This is a genomic window from Corynebacterium sp. AOP12-C2-36, from assembly GCF_052379185.1.
In the GTDB taxonomy this organism is placed as follows: domain Bacteria; phylum Actinomycetota; class Actinomycetes; order Mycobacteriales; family Mycobacteriaceae; genus Corynebacterium.
Genome location: NZ_JBQSYJ010000022.1, coordinates 17,092 through 32,159, shown reverse-complemented (window position 1 = coordinate 32,159; position 15,068 = coordinate 17,092). Strand labels below are relative to the sequence as shown.

Annotated in this window: 15 protein-coding genes; 5 read left to right on the top strand and 10 right to left on the bottom strand. The window is 68.2% G+C overall.

All coding sequences use genetic code 11. From position 1 onward, the window contains the following. Positions 1 to 45: 45 nt before the first annotated feature. Entirely contained in the window at positions 46 to 390 is a 345-nt protein-coding gene (locus ACT3UN_RS14320) for a DUF5997 family protein (RefSeq protein WP_444657366.1), read from the bottom strand. A gap of 59 nt (positions 391 to 449) precedes the next feature. On the opposite strand from ACT3UN_RS14320, the gene ACT3UN_RS14315 reads away from it, so the two are divergent. The 3 genes from ACT3UN_RS14315 (at position 450) to ACT3UN_RS14305 (ending at position 3,107) form a co-directional block, all read left to right on the top strand. After that, entirely contained in the window at positions 450 to 1,040 is a 591-nt protein-coding gene (locus tag ACT3UN_RS14315; protein WP_301443348.1) for a LysR substrate-binding domain-containing protein, read from the top strand. An 84-nt stretch (positions 1,041 to 1,124) separates the two neighbouring features. Then, the gene (locus ACT3UN_RS14310; RefSeq protein ID WP_444657365.1) at positions 1,125 to 2,519 is read left to right on the top strand and encodes a PhoH family protein; all 1,395 of its coding nucleotides are present in this window, start codon (positions 1,125 to 1,127) and stop codon (positions 2,517 to 2,519) included. Between the two features lie 48 nt (positions 2,520 to 2,567). Next, positions 2,568 to 3,107 (top strand): GNAT family N-acetyltransferase, encoded by a 540-nt coding sequence (locus ACT3UN_RS14305; RefSeq protein ID WP_301443346.1) that lies wholly within the window; start codon positions 2,568 to 2,570, stop codon positions 3,105 to 3,107. Here ACT3UN_RS14305 and ACT3UN_RS14300 read toward each other — a convergent pair. The 5 genes from ACT3UN_RS14300 to glpX all read right to left on the bottom strand — a co-directional run bounded on the left by ACT3UN_RS14300 (position 3,104) and on the right by glpX (position 9,053). Continuing rightward, complete coding sequence (locus ACT3UN_RS14300) at positions 3,104 to 4,681, bottom strand: MDR family MFS transporter (RefSeq protein WP_441579665.1); 1,578 nt, start codon at positions 4,679 to 4,681, stop codon at positions 3,104 to 3,106. The genes ACT3UN_RS14305 and ACT3UN_RS14300 overlap by 4 nt on opposite strands. Positions 4,682 to 4,750: 69 nt before the next feature. Beyond that, complete coding sequence (locus ACT3UN_RS14295) at positions 4,751 to 5,449, bottom strand: TetR/AcrR family transcriptional regulator (RefSeq protein ID WP_301443344.1); 699 nt, start codon at positions 5,447 to 5,449, stop codon at positions 4,751 to 4,753. Between the two features lie 70 nt (positions 5,450 to 5,519). Further along, positions 5,520 to 6,416: an RNase H family protein gene (locus ACT3UN_RS14290; protein WP_444657364.1), complete on the bottom strand. Its 897-nt coding sequence runs from the start codon at positions 6,414 to 6,416 to the stop codon at positions 5,520 to 5,522. 111 nt (positions 6,417 to 6,527) lie between these two features. Then, positions 6,528 to 7,925, bottom strand: a complete 1,398-nt coding sequence (locus ACT3UN_RS14285) for a class II fumarate hydratase (protein ID WP_441579667.1) — start codon at positions 7,923 to 7,925, stop codon at positions 6,528 to 6,530. A gap of 96 nt (positions 7,926 to 8,021) precedes the next feature. Further along, positions 8,022 to 9,053: a class II fructose-bisphosphatase gene (glpX, locus tag ACT3UN_RS14280; RefSeq protein ID WP_441579668.1), complete on the bottom strand. Its 1,032-nt coding sequence runs from the start codon at positions 9,051 to 9,053 to the stop codon at positions 8,022 to 8,024. Between the two features lie 135 nt (positions 9,054 to 9,188). Here glpX and ACT3UN_RS14275 point away from each other — a divergent pair, with 135 nt between their 5' ends. Continuing rightward, positions 9,189 to 9,788, top strand: coding sequence for a DUF4245 domain-containing protein (locus ACT3UN_RS14275; protein ID WP_301444007.1), 600 nt, complete (start codon positions 9,189 to 9,191; stop codon positions 9,786 to 9,788). On the opposite strand, the gene ACT3UN_RS14270 is transcribed toward ACT3UN_RS14275, so the two are convergent. Further along, positions 9,785 to 10,042: an exodeoxyribonuclease VII small subunit gene (locus tag ACT3UN_RS14270; RefSeq protein WP_301444008.1), complete on the bottom strand. Its 258-nt coding sequence runs from the start codon at positions 10,040 to 10,042 to the stop codon at positions 9,785 to 9,787. The two genes, ACT3UN_RS14275 and ACT3UN_RS14270, sit on opposite strands and share 4 nt — an antisense overlap. Further along, positions 10,035 to 11,405, bottom strand: a complete 1,371-nt coding sequence (gene xseA, locus ACT3UN_RS14265; RefSeq protein WP_301444009.1) for an exodeoxyribonuclease VII large subunit — start codon at positions 11,403 to 11,405, stop codon at positions 10,035 to 10,037. The genes ACT3UN_RS14270 and xseA overlap by 8 nt, the downstream gene beginning before the upstream one ends. Before the next feature lie 35 nt (positions 11,406 to 11,440). Between xseA and ACT3UN_RS14260 the strand changes: the two genes are divergently transcribed. Then, positions 11,441 to 12,475 carry a 4-hydroxy-3-methylbut-2-enyl diphosphate reductase gene (locus ACT3UN_RS14260; protein WP_441588213.1) on the top strand — a complete coding sequence of 345 codons (1,035 nt, stop codon included), beginning with the start codon at positions 11,441 to 11,443 and terminating at the stop codon, positions 12,473 to 12,475. Between the two features lie 91 nt (positions 12,476 to 12,566). Here ACT3UN_RS14260 and ACT3UN_RS14255 read toward each other — a convergent pair whose 3' ends face one another. Further along, complete coding sequence (locus tag ACT3UN_RS14255) at positions 12,567 to 13,379, bottom strand: DUF6542 domain-containing protein (protein ID WP_444657363.1); 813 nt, start codon at positions 13,377 to 13,379, stop codon at positions 12,567 to 12,569. 31 nt (positions 13,380 to 13,410) lie between these two features. Then, positions 13,411 to 15,036, bottom strand: coding sequence for an AI-2E family transporter (locus tag ACT3UN_RS14250; RefSeq protein ID WP_444657362.1), 1,626 nt, complete (start codon positions 15,034 to 15,036; stop codon positions 13,411 to 13,413). Between the last annotated feature and the right edge of the window lie 32 nt (positions 15,037 to 15,068).

Below are 15,068 nucleotides of genomic sequence, written 5' to 3'. Positions count from 1 at the left end.
CTCGTGCCCCCTCGTGCGCCCTGCCCCTGCGCGGCGGGGAGGCCCCTACTCCTGCGAGTCGGCCTCGGCGTCGCCGGTCGTGCGGTTCTCCGCCAGGGAACTCCGGGCACTGCGCAGCCAGTCGGGCTGGTTCTCCAGCAGGGCCTTGATGTCGGCGGTCGTCAGCGGCTTGTCCATGTCGTTGGCCTTCAGCGCGGTGATGGTGATCCCGAGCTTGCGGGCCACCTCCGGGCGCGGGTGCGGGCCTTCGCGGCGCAGGTCCTGCAGCCACTCGGGCGGGTTGTTCTGCAGGGCCACGAACTCGTCGTGGCCGAGCGTGTCTTCCTGGAAGGCGGCCGGGGTCGCGGGGAGGTAGATGTTCAGCTTCTTCGCCGCGGTCTGGGGTTTCATCCGTTCACTCATACCTGCAGAGTCTAACCGGTCGGCCCGTGGGGGATACGATGGTCGCCATGCACTACCTGAAGGTCGTCTTCGCGCCCGGTGTCGTCCCCGGTAAATGGTTCGGCAGGTTCGACGGGAGGGTGGACGGCTGGAAGGTCGCCTCCGCCGCGGCCGACGACCCGCTCGCCCACGTCCGCAGCGGTGCCGCCGACATCGCCCTCGTCCGGTTGCCCGGCGAGTGGGAGGGCATGCCGGGCAGTAACGTGGACGAGGCGGCGATGAACCGTCTCGGCCTGCACCGGGTCGTGCTCTACGAGGAGCAGCCGGGGGTCGCGGTGCCCAAGGAGCACGTGCTGGAGGCGGTGGGGGAGAACGAGGAGGTCACCGCGTCCGACATGGACGGGGAGATGGTGCTCTACCGCGGCGTGGACCCGGTGGCGGTGCGTGAGCACCTCGACGTGGTCGCCGCGAACGTCGGCGTGGTCGTCGCCCCGCGTCCGCTGCTGCGCGCGGTGAACCGGCGCGGTGTCGTCCACCGGCGCCTGGCGGGGCAGGCGCCGACCCGGATCGCACTGGTGTGGCTGCGTGAGCGCGATGACGAGGTCGTGCAGCAGTTCGTCGGAATCTGCCGTGGCAGGCGTTCCTCCAGCTCCCGGTAGTCTTCGGCTGGTTTCCCGGTGAGTTCACCCAGACTTCATCTCACAACCATGTGATCTACACGTGTGCTTCCTAGCCTCGGGGGCATGACCAGAGCCACCGTCACCACCTCAACCGCCCCCTCCGCCGCCCCGTCAGCAGCCACCTCCACCGCCTCCGGAACCCCGGGCGCGGTCCGCACGTACGTCGTCGACACCTCCGTCCTGCTCTCCGACCCGTGGGCACTGCTGAAGTTTGCCGAGCACCACGTGGTCCTGCCCATCGTGGTGGTCAGTGAGCTGGAGGCCAAGCGTCAGCACCCCGAACTCGGCTGGTTCGCCCGCCAGGCGCTCGGCCTGCTCGAGGACCTGCGCCGCACCAGTCGGCGGCTGGACCGTGCCATCGAGGTCACCCCGGACGGCGGGACGCTGCGCGTGGAGCTCAACCACGTCGACCAGTCCGTCCTGCCCGCCGGGCTGCGCGCCCGCCCGGACGACGGCGCGGACAACGACCGTCGCATCCTCGCCTCCGCACTGAACCTGCGCGCCGAGGGCGACACCGTCACCCTGGTCACGAAGGACGTCCCGCTGCGCGTGAAGGCCGGCGCGGTGGGGCTGGACGCCGACGAGTACCGCGCGCAGGACGTCGTCCTCACCGGCTACGAGGGCATGGTGACCGCCGAGGTCAGCGCCGGTCTCATCGACGGGCTCTTCACCGACGGCGCGGTGGACGCCACCGGGGAGGTGGAGGACGCCGTGGACCTTCCGGTGCACTGCGGCGTCCAGCTGACCGCCGGCAGCCAGTCGGCGCTCGCGCGCGTGGCGTCCAACGGGGTGCTGCGCCAGGTCCCGCAGGACCGGGAGGCCTTCGGCCTGCGGGGACGCAGCGCCCGCCAGCGCGTGGCGCTGGACATCCTGCTCGACGAGGAGGTGGGCATCGTCTCGCTCGGCGGCTCCGCCGGCACGGGCAAATCGGCGCTGGCGCTGTGCGCCGGGCTGGAGGCGGTGCTGGAACGCCAGTCGCACCGTCGGATCGTGGTCTTCCGCCCGCTGCACGCCGTCGGCGGCCAGGACCTCGGCTACCTGCCCGGCGACGGCGTCGAGAAGATGAACCCGTGGACACAGGCGGTGTACGACACGCTCGACGGGCTGGTCAGTGAGAACGTCCTCGACGAGATCGACGACCGCGGGCTGCTGGAGGTGCTGCCGCTGACGCACATCCGCGGGCGGAGCATCCACGACAGCTTCGTCATCGTCGACGAGGCGCAGTCGATGGAACGCAACGTGCTGCTCACCGTGCTGTCCCGGCTGGGGCGCAACTCCCGGGTGGTGCTCACCCACGACGTGGCCCAGCGCGACAACCTGCGCGTGGGACGCCACGACGGTGTGCTCGCCGTGGTCGAGAAGCTCAAGGGCAACCCGCTGTTCGCGCACGTCACCCTGACCCGGTCCGAGCGTTCAGCCGTCGCGGAACTGGTCACCAGCCTGCTTGAAAAGGGCTGATGCGCTGCACGGCTGCGCCGAGGTCCCGGCACGTTTACAATGCCTTGCATGACATTCAAGATTCGTCCCATGCGGAGGGACGACTACGCCCAGGTGGCGCGCATCCAGCAGTCGGGCATGGACACCGGACACGCGACCTACGAGGGGGAGGCCCCCACCTGGGACGGTTTCACCGAGCACAAGATCGGTGACCTGATGTTCGTCGCCGACGAGGACGGGGACGTCCTGGGGTGGGTCTCGGCGGCCAAGGCGTCGCGCCGCGAGGTGTTCGCCGGGGTGGTGGAGGACTCGGTCTACATCGCGCCGGACGCCGCCGGCCGCGGGGTCGCCGGGGCGCTGCTTGACCACATGATCCAGGCGGCGACCGACGCCGGATACTGGGCGATGCACTCCACGGTGTTCCCGGAGAACCAGGGGTCGTTGAAGCTGCACCTCTCGCGTGGTTTCACCGAGATCGGCGTGGCACACACGATGGCCCGTATGAACTACGGGCCGATGGAGGGTCGCTGGCGCGACATCCTCCTGCTGGAGAAGATCCTCGAGGGAGGGCCCGCGTACCCGGAGTACCGGGAACGCGTGGGCGGTTAGTCGACGGTGTCCTTGAGCTTCTCCTGACGGGTGAAGATCAGGACGACGCCGGCGACGACCGCCAGGGGGATCAGCACGGTGAAGATCGGCACCAGTGCATCGTTGTAGCTGGTGATCACGGCCTCGTGCAGGGCGCCGGGCAGGTGGCTGACCATGTCCGGGGTGATGCTGTGCGAGCCGGAGTCCGAGAAGGAGTCGGCGTAGTTCGCCGCGTCCGGACCCATCTCCTGCATGGCCACCGGGACGCGGTCACCCATCAGCGACTGCAGGCGCGAGGTGAACACCGAACCGACGACGGCCGAACCGACGGACATGCCGATCTGGCGGAAGAAGTTGTTCGAGGCGGTGGCCGTGCCGACCATGCTGACCGGGAACGCGTTCTGCACGATCAGCACGAGGATCTGCATCGCGCAGCCCAGGCCGAAGCCGAAGACGAACAGGACTAGGCCCAGGTGCAGCAGGCTGTCGTGGGTCTCCAGACCGCCGAGCAGGAACAGGCCGACGGCGGTGACGAACATGCCGACCACCGGGTACCACTTGTAGTTGCCCGTGCGGCTGACGATGATGCCCACCACGATCGAGGTCGGCATCATGCCGAGGATCATCGGGATCATCATCAGGCCGGCCTTGGTCGGGGACATCCCGTGGACCATCTGGATGTAGGTCGGCATGTAGGACAGGGTGCCCAGCATGACCACGCCGATGACGAGGCCGGCGAGGGTGCACAGCACGAAGTTGCGGTTGGTGAACAGGGTCATCGGGATCAGCGGTTCATCCGCCCTGAGCTCGACGAAGACGAAGAGCACCGCGCAGACCACGGTGGCGATGATCAGGCCGATGATGGTGACCGAACCCCACTCGTAGTCCTTGCCGCCCCAGCTGAGGAAGAGGATCAGGCAGGTGGCGAAGCCGGCCATGAAGACCGTGCCCCACATGTCGAGCTTGGCGTGTCCGCTGCCGCGTGCCGGCAGGTGCATGGCGAAGACGGCGATCGCGATGGCGACCAGGGCCAGCGGAACGTTGAACCACAGTGCCCAGCGCCAGCCGGGACCGTCGGTGAAGAAACCGCCGAGCAACGGGCCCAGCACGGAGGACAGGCCGAAGACGGAGCCCATCAGGCCCATGTACTTGCCGCGCTGGCGGGCGGGGATGATGTCGGCGATGATCGCCTGGGACAGCACCATCATGCCGCCGCCGCCGAGGCCCTGGATGGCGCGGGCGACGATGATGATCCAGATGTTCTGGCCCAGTGCACCGACGACCGAGCCGATCAGGTACATGCTCAGGGCGAAGATGAACAGCGGCTTGCGGCCGATCTGGTCACCGAGCTTGCCGTAGATCGGCAGGCCGATGGTCTGGGCGAGCAGGAAGGCGGTGATCACCCAGCTCATCTGGTCCACGCCGCCGAGCTCGCCGACGACGGTCGGCAGGGCGGTGGCGAAGATGGTCTGGCCCAGGGAGACCAGCAGCATGCCGAGCATGAGGCTGGCGAAGACCAGGGGGATGTTGTTCTTCGAGGCGGTGGTGTCCTCTGGAGTCGTCGGCGACGACTCTACTTTCTCAACTGTGCTCATGGAGGATCTCTTCTCGTGCTTTCTTACGCAGTAGTCGTGCAGGGGGTGACGGTGGTGCCGGACGGAAGGTCAGTCCCAACCGGTGGTGTAGGCCGCCGACAGTTGGGTGAGGTTGCGTCCGGCGAAGGTGAGGATCTCGCGTCGGTCCTTCTCCGGCTGGTCGCGGTGGAACAGGCCGCCGGTGGCCAGGGTGGTGCGGACCAGGCCGGTGAGCAGCAGGGCCTCCTCGTGGACGGTGAGGTCCGGGAGGTGCCGACGCTGCGGGTAACGGGAGAGGTGGGCGTCGATCGCGGCCAGGATGTCCCCGGCGAGTTCGTCGAACCGGCGCATCCCCGCGACGGTCAGCAGCGGGGTCTCCTGGACGATCTGGCGTCGCCGTTCCCTGATCTTCATGCTGGTCCGCGGGTCCGTGGACAGGCGCGGCGAGGACTCGGGGTCGTCGTCCAGCGAACGTCCGATGAAGTCGAGGATGTCGCGGATGATGTTGGGGGAGTCGGTCGCGGCGAAGGCGTCCATCACCTCCGGCGGGATCGGGGGGACGCCGCGTCCTGCGGCGACCTGGTCCTTTGACTCGAAGTAGTTGAAGAAGGTCCGGCGGCTCACGTCGGCCTTCTCGCAGATCTCGTCGATGGTGACCTGGTCGAACCCGCGGGCGAGGATGAGTTCGGTGGCGCAGTCCTCGATGCGGAGCCGGGTCTCCCGGCGCTTTCGCTCGCGGAGGCCACACCCGTCGGCGCCCGTTGCGGATTCATTCCTTGTCTCAGTCACGAGACAGGTCTACACCCGGTGAAAACTTGCACGCAATGCAAAAATATCGTTAACCCCATTATGGGGGTAGTCAGCCCCGCGCGGTTTGCTGATGGTGACGCAGAATGAAATGAGCGTCACCCTCCCCGGAGCCTCCGCCGGCACGCACCCACACCGAGCTGCGCACCGTGGTCCCGTAGGCCCCCGTCGCCGTGGACCGCACCAGCACCGCGTCGTCCCCCAACGCCTCGGTCACCACGTCGGAGACCTCCAACCGGTCGAACCCGCGCAGCGGCGCCAGCGAGTCCAGGAACCCCGCACGGTCGAGAACCCGCCCGTCACGGTCGACGACGTGCAGGTCCGGGTGCAGCAGTGCCTCGGCGAATTCACGGTTGCCGCGCACCTCGTCGGTGTAGAGCGCCAGCTCCCGCGCGGCGGCGTCCTCTGCGTCCTGCGCGGCGTCGGACGCATCGGGCGCGCCGGACGTCGCGGCGTCCTGCGCCGGTACGGCTGTCCCGTCGAGGCCGGGGCCGGTCTCGGGGGAGCGGCGTTGCGAGAAGGCGGTGGCGGCGGCGTTCGCCCGCTTGTCCGCCGCCTCGTTCATCGGGTGCCCGGCGTGCCCCTTCACCCACTCGAAGGCGACGTCCCTGCCCTGCATCGCCGCGTCGATCGCCTTCATCAGGTCGACGTTCTGCACCGGCTTGCCGTCGCGCTTCTTCCAACCCTTGCGCTTCCATCCTGGCATCCACTTCGTCACCGAGTTGATCACGTACTGGGAGTCACACAGGATCAGCAGGTGCTGGCCCGCGGCGTCCGGGTGCGCGGCCGTGCTCTCCAGCAGGTCCAGGACGGCCTTGAGCTCGCCCATGTTGTTCGTGCCGTGCGGCCAGCCGCCGGCCTTCCAGGTGTCGTCGTCGATGTACCAGGCCCAGCCTGCGGGGCCGGGGTTTCCGAGGGCGGAGCCGTCAGCGGCTGCGGTGATCGTCATGCAAGGTATCGTCCCACACGCCACGGACATGGGAAGAGGGGCACCGCGACGGTGGTGTCGCGGTGCCCCTCTTCTCCCGTCGTCCCCTCACTGCGGGGACGGCTGGAGCTGTTAGTCGCGGTCGGTGTTCGCCATGGCGAGCACGTCGAGGCGCTTGTCCAGCTCCTCCTCCGACAGGGTCTCGGGCACGAAGCCCAGGTCGATCACGGTCTGGCGGATGGTCTTGCCCTGGGCCAGCGCGGTCTTGGCGACCTTCGCGGCGGCCTCGTAGCCGATCGCGGAGTTCAGCGGGGTCACGATGGACGGTGAGGACTCCGCCAGGGTGCGCATACGCTCGTTGTTCGGCTCGATGCCGTCGACCAGGCGCTCGGCGAACACCGTGGAGGTGTTGGCGAGCAGCTTGGCGGACTCCAGCACGTTGCGGGCCATCATCGGGATGAACACGTTGAGCTCGAAGTGGCCCTGTGCACCACCGAAGGTGATGGCGGCGTCGTTGCCGATGACCTGCGCGGCGACCTGGGTGGCGGTCTCGCACAGCACCGGGTTGACCTTGCCGGGCATGATCGAGGAACCCGGCTGCAGGTCGGGGAGGTGGATCTCACCGAAGCCGGTCAGCGGGCCGGAGCCCATCATGCGGATGTCGTTGGCGATCTTGTTCAGCGAGACGGCCACGGTGCGCATCGCACCGGAGAACTCCACGAGCGCGTCGCGGGCGGCCTGTGCCTCGAAGTGGTTCTCCGCCTCGGTCAGCTCCTCGACACCGGTGAGCTTCTTGAGCTCCTCGGTGACCTTCGCGCCGAAGTCGGCGGAGGTGTTCAGGCCGGTACCGGTGGCGGTGCCGCCGATGGCCAGCTCGCCGAGACGCGGCAGGGTGGCCTCGATGCGCTGGATGCCCAGCTCGATCTGACGGGCGTAGCCGCCGAACTCCTGGCCCAGGGTCACCGGGACGGCGTCCATGAGGTGGGTGCGGCCGGACTTCACGTCGTTCTTCCACTCGGTGGCCTTCGCCGCGAGGGAGGAGTGCAGGGTCTTCAGTGCCGGGATCAGGCTGGTGACGGCCGCCTCGGTCGCCGCGACGTGCGTGGCGGTGGGGAAGGTGTCGTTCGACGACTGGCCCATGTTCACGTCGTCGTTCGGGTGGATGTCCACCCCGTCCTGCTTGGCCAGCGAGGCGATGACCTCGTTGGTGTTCATGTTCGACGAGGTGCCCGAACCGGTCTGGAAGACGTCGATCGGGAACTCGTCGTTGTAGGTGCCCTCGGCGATGGCCTTGCCGGCGGCGATGATGGCGTCCGCCTTGGTGCCGTCCAACGCGCCGGAGTCCTTGTTGACCTGGGCGCAGGCTGCCTTCAGCAGGCCCATGGCACGGATCTGCGCGGCCTCCAGGGGCCGGTCGGAGATCGGGAAGTTCTCCACGGCACGCTGGGTCTGTGCACGCCACAGGGCCTTGGCCGGGACCTTGACCTCACCCATGGTGTCGTGCTCGATGCGGAATTCCTGCTCACTCATAATGAACTGTCGTGTCCTTCCTGATTATTGTGACGACTGACATATAAGGGTACCCGCAGGCGTTCCGGACGGTGTGCCTGCGGGGGTGGGGGAGGATCAGATGTAGTCCTGGACCGAGTAGTCCTTGAGCTTCTGCAGCTGGTGGGTGGCCTCGATGCTGCGGATCGTGCCGGAACGCTCGCGCATCACCAGCGAGCGGGTGGTCGCGCCGCCGGCGCGGTAGCTGACGCCGCGCAGCATGTCGCCGTTGGTCACGCCGGTGGCGACGAAGTAGCAGTTGTCGGAGGACACCAGGTCATTGGTGCCCAGGACGGTGTCGAGCGACAGGCCGGCGTCGATCGCCTTCTGCCGCTCGGTGTCGTCGGTGGGGGCCAGCACGCCCTGGATCTCGCCGCCCATGCACTTCATCGCGCAGGCGGTGATGATGCCCTCCGGGGTGCCGCCGGTGCCCATCATCAGGTCGACCGCGTGGCTCTCGCCGGCGGCGGCCACGGCACCGGCCACGTCGCCGTCTCCGATGAGCCGCACCTTCGCGCCCGCCGCGCGGATCTCCGCGATCAGGTCGTGGTGACGGGGACGGTCCAGCACCACGACGGTGACGTCCGAGGGGTGAACGCCCTTGGCCTTGGCGACGGCGTTGATGTTGTGGGCGGCGGGTGCCTGGATGTCGATGCTGCCGGCGGCCTCGGGGCCCACGGCGATCTTCTTCATGTAGAACACGGCGGACGGGTCGTACATCGACCCGCGCTCGGCGGCGGCGAGCACGGAGATGGCGTTGGGGCGTCCCTCGGCCATCAGCGTGGTGCCGTCCACCGGGTCCACGGCGATGTCGACGGCCGGGCCCTCGCCCGTGCCGACGGACTCACCGTTGAACAGCATCGGCGCTTCGTCCTTCTCGCCCTCGCCGATGATCACGGTGCCGTTCATCTGCACGGTGTTGATCATCCTGCGCATGGCGTCCACGGCGGCACCGTCGCCGGACTCCTTCTTCCCTCGGCCGACCCACTTGCCGGACGCCAGGGCCGCCGCCTCGGTAACACGCACCAGCTCCATGGCCAGGTTGCGGTCCGGGGAGGAGGCGGGGAGGGCCTCGGGCGGGGTGGGGACGGAGTCGGATCCGGAAGTCATGGAAGACCAGCTTTCTGCTATCGGGCGTCGGGGGTGCCCCCCATTGTTCCACGAGCCACCCTCCGGCGCGTGCTGCGGTCGTGCAGAGGGTGACGGTTAGGGCCCCCGGGGTACCTGTCTGCAATAATCGGTGGCGTGAAACTCGAGAAACCGCGCATGTTCACCTCCACCCGTGACCTGCTGATATCGCTGGGCGTGTTGGGTGTGGTCATGGCGTTCTCCGTCGGCTTCACCGGTCTGTGCAGCTACAACCCCGGTCCGGCGGAGACGACGGGGCCGGTCAACGAGGTCGACATCGACGCGATCCTCGGCTCGGAGGCCCGCAGCCTGAACTTCCCGGTGCGCAACCCGGACGTGCCGGACGACTGGCAGGCGAACTCCGGTCGCCGCACCACGATCGACCGGGAACCGTCCTCCATCGCCGGCTGGGTCATCGACGAGCGCTACTACATCGGCCTGACCCAGACCTCCGTGGATCTGGAGGACGCGGTCGCCGACGTGGACGACGAGTACCGCGAGGAGACCGACTCGCGCGAGAGCTCCGCCTCCGGCGTCACGGCCGAGACCGCCGGGGACACCGTCACCTGGCACATCTTCACCGGTGACGACGCCCGCACGGTGTGGGCCGCGGACCTGGGGGACTCCACCGTGATGCTGTCGGGCACCGCCACCGGCGAGATCTACGAGACGCTGGCCGACAAGGTCGCGACCACGGACCCGATCGTCACCGGTTAGGACTGGTCGCCGTCGTCCTCCCCGTCGGGGCGGCGGTTCTGCAGCGCGGCCTCCACCCGCTCCGAGGCACCGTCGAGGTAGCGCTCGCAGTAGGCGGCGAGTTCCTCGCCGCGCTCCCAGTACTTCAGGGACTCGTCCAGGCTCATCTGGCCTAGCTCGAGGATCTTGACGACCTCCACCAGCTCGTCGCGGGCCTGCTCGTAGCTCAGTTCGTCCAGCGGACGGAAGGTCTGGGTGTTCTCGGTGTCACTCATCGCTCGGGGTCTCCTTGTTTTCGGGGGAGTCGGTTGATTCTGTCGTATCTGGTTTCTCAGGTGCCGGCTTCTCGGGCGCGGTCTCGGAGTGCTGCACGGCCATCGCCGCGGCGGTGACCGATCCGTCCAGGACGCGGATGCGCAGCTGGGACCCCGGGGTCACGTCGTCCACGGTGGTCACCACCTGCGGCGGGGTGTGGTCGCGGGGGAGGACCTGCACCACCGAGTAGCCACGCTGCAACGTCTGCGACGGTCCCAATGCATTGACCTGGGCCTTCAGCGAGACCACCTGGGAGCGCATGTCGCGGATCGTGATCCCCAGTGCGCGGTCGTTGCGCTCGCGGGCCTCGGTGACCAGTTCCTGCTGACGGCGGATCGGCAGCAGCGGGTCGGCCAGGACCGGACGCGAGCGCACCGTCGCCAGGCCCCGCTGCTCATTGGCCACCCAGGAGCGCAGGGCACCGGCGGCGCGGTCACGAAGCTCGGAGACGAGCCGTAGCTCGGCCGCCACGTCCGGCACGACCCGCTTGGCGGCGTCGGTGGGCGTGGCGGCCCGCAGGTCCGCGACGTTGTCGAGGATCGGGTTGTCCGGCTCGTGCCCGATGGCGCTGACCACCGGTGTGGTCATCCGGCTGACCTGACGCACCAGCGCCTCCTCTGAGAACGGCAGCAGGTCCTCCACAGAGCCGCCGCCGCGCGCGACGATGACGACGTCCACCCGTGGGTCGTCCTCCAGCTGCTGCAGGGCGGCGATGACCTGTGGTACCGCCTGCGGGCCCTGCACCGCGGTGTTGATCACCTCGGTCTGCACCGAGGGCCAGCGGTCGTGCGCGACCGCCAGGACGTCGCGCTCGGCGGCCGAACCGCGCCCCGTGATCAGTCCGACCCGCCCCGGGAGGAACGGCAGGGGACGCTTCAACCGCGGGTCGAACAGCCCCTCGGCGTCCATCGCCCGCTTGAGCTGCTCCATCCTGGCCAGCAGCTCGCCCACACCCACGTGCTGGATCCGCGAGACCCACAGGGAGAACGAGCCACGCCCGGAGTAGAACGCCGGCTTGCCGTAGACCACCACGCGGTCGCCGTTCTTCAGCGGCGTCGGCATGGAACGCAGCATCGAGGTGGAACAGGTCAACGGGACCGACTGCTCCATCTCCACGTCACGCAGGGTGATGTAGGACAGCTTCCATGACGGCTTCATGTTGACCTGGGTGATCTGCCCCTCCACCCAGAGGTGGCCGAGACGTTCGATCCACCCCTTCACCTTGTCGTTGACGACATGGACCGGCCACGGCGCCTCCGCGGAGGTCGGGGACGGTGGGGAACCGGTCGCTGCGGTCGGCGAGGCGGACGAGGCATCTGACATGGCTCTGATTGTAGAGGTCCGATAGCATGGGGGACATGACTGAGGCTTCACCTGTGGATAACTTCACCACAACTGCCCCGACGACCACCATCGACCGTGAGGAACGCGACACCCCGGCCCGCTCCGCCAGGCGCGTCCTGCTCGCGGCGCCGCGCGGCTACTGCGCCGGTGTCGACCGCGCCGTGGAGACCGTGGAGAAGGCCCTCGAGAAGTACGGTGCCCCGCTGTACGTCCGCAAGGAGATCGTGCACAACAAGCACGTCGTGAAGACCCTGGAGGAGCAGGGCGTGATCTTCGTGGACAAGACCATGGACGTGCCCGAGGGCGCCAACGTCGTCTTCTCCGCCCACGGCGTCTCGCCGAAGGTGCACGAGGACGCCAAGCTGCTCAAGCTCAAGACCTTCGACGCGACCTGCCCGCTGGTCACCAAGGTGCACAACGAGGTCAAGCGCTTCGCCAAGCAGGGCTACCAGATCATCCTCATCGGCCACCACGGTCACGAGGAGGTCGAGGGTACCGCGGGCGAGGCCCCGGACGTGGTGCACCTGGTCGACGGCAAGGAGGACGTCGACGCCCTCGAGTTCCCCGAGGACCAGAAGCTGATCTGGCTGTCGCAGACCACGCTGAGCGTGGACGAGACGATGCGCACGGTGAAGTTCCTGCACGAGAAGTTCCCCCAGCTGGAGACCCCGCCCAGCGACGACATCTGCTACGCCACCCAGAACCGCCAGGTCGCGGTCAAGGCGATCGCGCCGAAGGTCGAGTTGATGATCGTCGTCGGTTCCCAGAACTCGTCCAACTCGGTGCGGCTCGTCGAGGTCGCGCTCCAGCACGGCACGAAGGAATCCCACCTGGTCGACTATGCCGAGCAGGTCGACCCCGCCTGGTTCGAGGGCGTGACCTCCGTGGGTGTGACCTCCGGCGCCTCGGTGCCGGAGCTGCTCGTGCGCGGTGTACTGGAGCTGCTCGCCGAGCACGGCTTCAACAGCATCGAAGAGGTCACCACCGCCACCGAGGACCTGGTGTTCTCCCTGCCGCGCGAACTGCGCCCGGCACGCAACGCCAGCTGACCTCAGACCTCAGCGGCAACGACGAAGGGGCCGACCCGGGAAATGATTCCCGGGTCGGCCCCTTCGTCGCGCGGTGTCGGTTGGGCGCCGCTCACTCCATGTCGAGGGGACGGTCCTGGCTCCTCGAACGGCGACGACGGCTCGCCTCGCGCAGCTCGGCGGCGGTGCGGGTGCGGGTCTCCGGCTGCTCCTGCCCGTCCGGGGCGGGGGAGTCCTGCGTGCCGCGGGACGCTTCGTCGCGCTGCGACGGGTAGCGCGGGTAGTCGCCGCGGGGACGCTCGCTGTACCGGCGTGAGGACGCCGCGCGCGGCTCGGAGCGATCGGTACGCTCTGGGCGCTCAGAACGCTCCAGACGTTCGGGACGCTCGGCCCGGTAGGACGCCCGGTCACCCGACGGCCGGTCCTTGTCGCGGTAGCGGGCGTTGAGCCGCTGGTTGCTCTCCTCCGCGTCCGTCATCTGCCGGCGACGTGAGCGGTCCCGTCGGTGCTGGGCCTTGAGCACGGCGGCGTCGATGCGGTGACGGGCGACCGCGATGACGACGCAGATCACGAAGGCGACGGCCAGCCAGAGGAACTTCTCGATCGCCGGGTACGCGGCGGTGATCAGGGTCGTCTTGAAACTCGATCCCGCGGTTCCGGAGCCGGCGCTGATCAGCCCGACGCCGGTGATCCCGAAGAACCAGTAGACCGGCAGCAGCACGACCGTGAGGAAGAGGCCGCGCAGCTCCACCAGCGCGGTGCACACGACCGCGGCCACGGTGAAGAGCAGGACATAGGACGTGCCCACCCCGCTGAGGACGACCCCGGTGAGGATGACAGCCGCCATCACCAGCAGGGGAGCCCATACCGGGATCAGGCCCCGGCGGTTCAGCGGGGCGGGCTCGTCAGTGGTCTCAGAAGTCACGGCGGCTGATGTTACCCGATGGTCAGGACGGCTACGAGGTGGAGTCGTCACTCGGCTTGTCGTCCTTCTGGTTCTTGTCGGTCTCGTCGGTCTTGTCGTCGGTCTTGTCATCGGGCAGGAGGGGGGCGAGGAACCGGCTGAAGGCCTTGGGCTCACCGGACTCGTCACTCTTGAGAGACTTGCGCCAGTCCTGCCAGCGCTGCGCGGCCTGTTCGCGCTGGGCGCCGGTCTGCTGGCCGGCCGAGGTGGCGAAATTGATGTCGGCAGAGTGCTTCTCGCCGGTGGCCAGGTCGGTGAGGTCGCCGATGTAGCGCAGGACCTCGGTGATCATCGCTGCCACGGGCACGGCCAGGAAGGCGCCGATGATGCCGAACATGCCGCCGCCGATGGTCACCGAGAGCAGCACGATGACCGCGTGCATCTTCATTGCCTTGGACTGCAGCACGGGTTGCAGCACATTGCCCTCGAGCTGCTGGACGAGCAGCACAACACCCAGCACGATCAGCGCGGTGGTGAAACCCTGGGTGACCAGGGCGATGAGGACAGCCAGGGCGCCAGCCGTGAAGGCACCCACGATCGGGATGAAACCACCGAAGAAGGTGACGATCGCCAGCGGAAGAGCGAGGGGAACCTGGAGGATGACCAGACCCAGGCCGATGAAGAAGGCGTCGATGAAGCTCACGATCGCCTGCGTGCGGATGAAGCCGCCCAGGGTGTTCCAGCAGCGGGTCAGCACCTCGGTGAGGTGCCAGCCGACGCGGCGTCCGGCGATGCGCCGGACCATGGGCAGGAACTTCTCGCCGTCCTTCAGGAAGAAGAAGATCAGGACCAGCATCACGAACAGGGTGATCGCCGCCGAGGTGACGGCGGAGACCCCGGTGATCGCGGTCTGGGTGATCTGGGAGGTCTGGTCCTGCACCCAGCTCGTGGCCTGGTCGATCATGTTGTCGATCTGGTCGCTCTGCAGGTTCAGCGGCGGGCCGGCGACCCAGTTCTGGATCTGCTCGATGCCCGCGGCACCGCTGTCCACGAGCTCGGGGATCTGCTTGGAGACGCTCGGCAGGATGGCGGCGATGATGCCGCCGAACACCGCGAAGAACAGGATCAGCGTCGACAGGACCGCCAGGGCGTTGGGGAAGTGCAGCCTGCGGAAGATGCGCACTACCGGCCAGAGCACCGTACACACGATGATGGCGAGGATGACCGGGAGGATGCCCGCCCAGAGACTGGACAGGACGTAGAAGAGGACCCACAGGGCCGCGGCGGTGACGAGGAAGCGCAGGCTCCATCCCGCCGTCCAGCGTGCGGAGGTGCCGATGACCTCGGCGCGGTCACGGATCTCCTTGCCGGGGGTGCCGTCATCGTCGGACTGCAGGGCCTCGGCGTTGTCGTCGGGCTCCTGCATCGCCGGATCGCCCTCCAGGAAGATGGACTCCTCGGAGGCCTCCTTCGGGCTGCGCACCGCCGCCGGCTCCTCGCCGGGAAGCGGGAGTGACGACTCCGGGTCCATGCGGCCTGACCCCATGAGGATGTCCGCGAAGTCCCGGCCGTCGACCACGTCGCGCGGGTCCGGGTTGTTCGGACTGCTCTGTCCGTCGGGCTTCTTGCTTCCCGAGGACCCGTTGGTGTTGTTCGAATCGCTGCTCACCCGACCCATTGTGCACGATGGTGGGGTGTACGTCACCGGGT

What these genes read in the sequence shown, in the direction of transcription:
- ACT3UN_RS14305 (WP_301443346.1), top strand. Translation starts at nt 2,568, where the DNA reads ATGACATTCAAGATTCGTCCCATGCGGAGGGACGACTACGCCCAGGTG.
- ACT3UN_RS14260 (WP_441588213.1), top strand. Translation starts at nt 11,441, where the DNA reads ATGACTGAGGCTTCACCTGTGGATAACTTCACCACAACTGCCCCGACG.
- ACT3UN_RS14270 (WP_301444008.1), bottom strand. Translation starts at nt 10,042, where the DNA reads ATGAGTGACACCGAGAACACCCAGACCTTCCGTCCGCTGGACGAACTG.
- glpX (WP_441579668.1), bottom strand. Translation starts at nt 9,053, where the DNA reads ATGACTTCCGGATCCGACTCCGTCCCCACCCCGCCCGAGGCCCTCCCC.
- ACT3UN_RS14290 (WP_444657364.1), bottom strand. Translation starts at nt 6,416, where the DNA reads ATGACGATCACCGCAGCCGCTGACGGCTCCGCCCTCGGAAACCCCGGC.
- ACT3UN_RS14310 (WP_444657365.1), top strand. Translation starts at nt 1,125, where the DNA reads ATGACCAGAGCCACCGTCACCACCTCAACCGCCCCCTCCGCCGCCCCG.
- ACT3UN_RS14320 (WP_444657366.1), bottom strand. Translation starts at nt 390, where the DNA reads ATGAAACCCCAGACCGCGGCGAAGAAGCTGAACATCTACCTCCCCGCG.
- ACT3UN_RS14250 (WP_444657362.1), bottom strand. Translation starts at nt 15,036, where the DNA reads ATGGGTCGGGTGAGCAGCGATTCGAACAACACCAACGGGTCCTCGGGA.
- ACT3UN_RS14300 (WP_441579665.1), bottom strand. Translation starts at nt 4,681, where the DNA reads ATGAGCACAGTTGAGAAAGTAGAGTCGTCGCCGACGACTCCAGAGGAC.
- ACT3UN_RS14285 (WP_441579667.1), bottom strand. Translation starts at nt 7,925, where the DNA reads ATGAGTGAGCAGGAATTCCGCATCGAGCACGACACCATGGGTGAGGTC.
- xseA (WP_301444009.1), bottom strand. Translation starts at nt 11,405, where the DNA reads ATGTCAGATGCCTCGTCCGCCTCGCCGACCGCAGCGACCGGTTCCCCA.
- ACT3UN_RS14315 (WP_301443348.1), top strand. Translation starts at nt 450, where the DNA reads ATGCACTACCTGAAGGTCGTCTTCGCGCCCGGTGTCGTCCCCGGTAAA.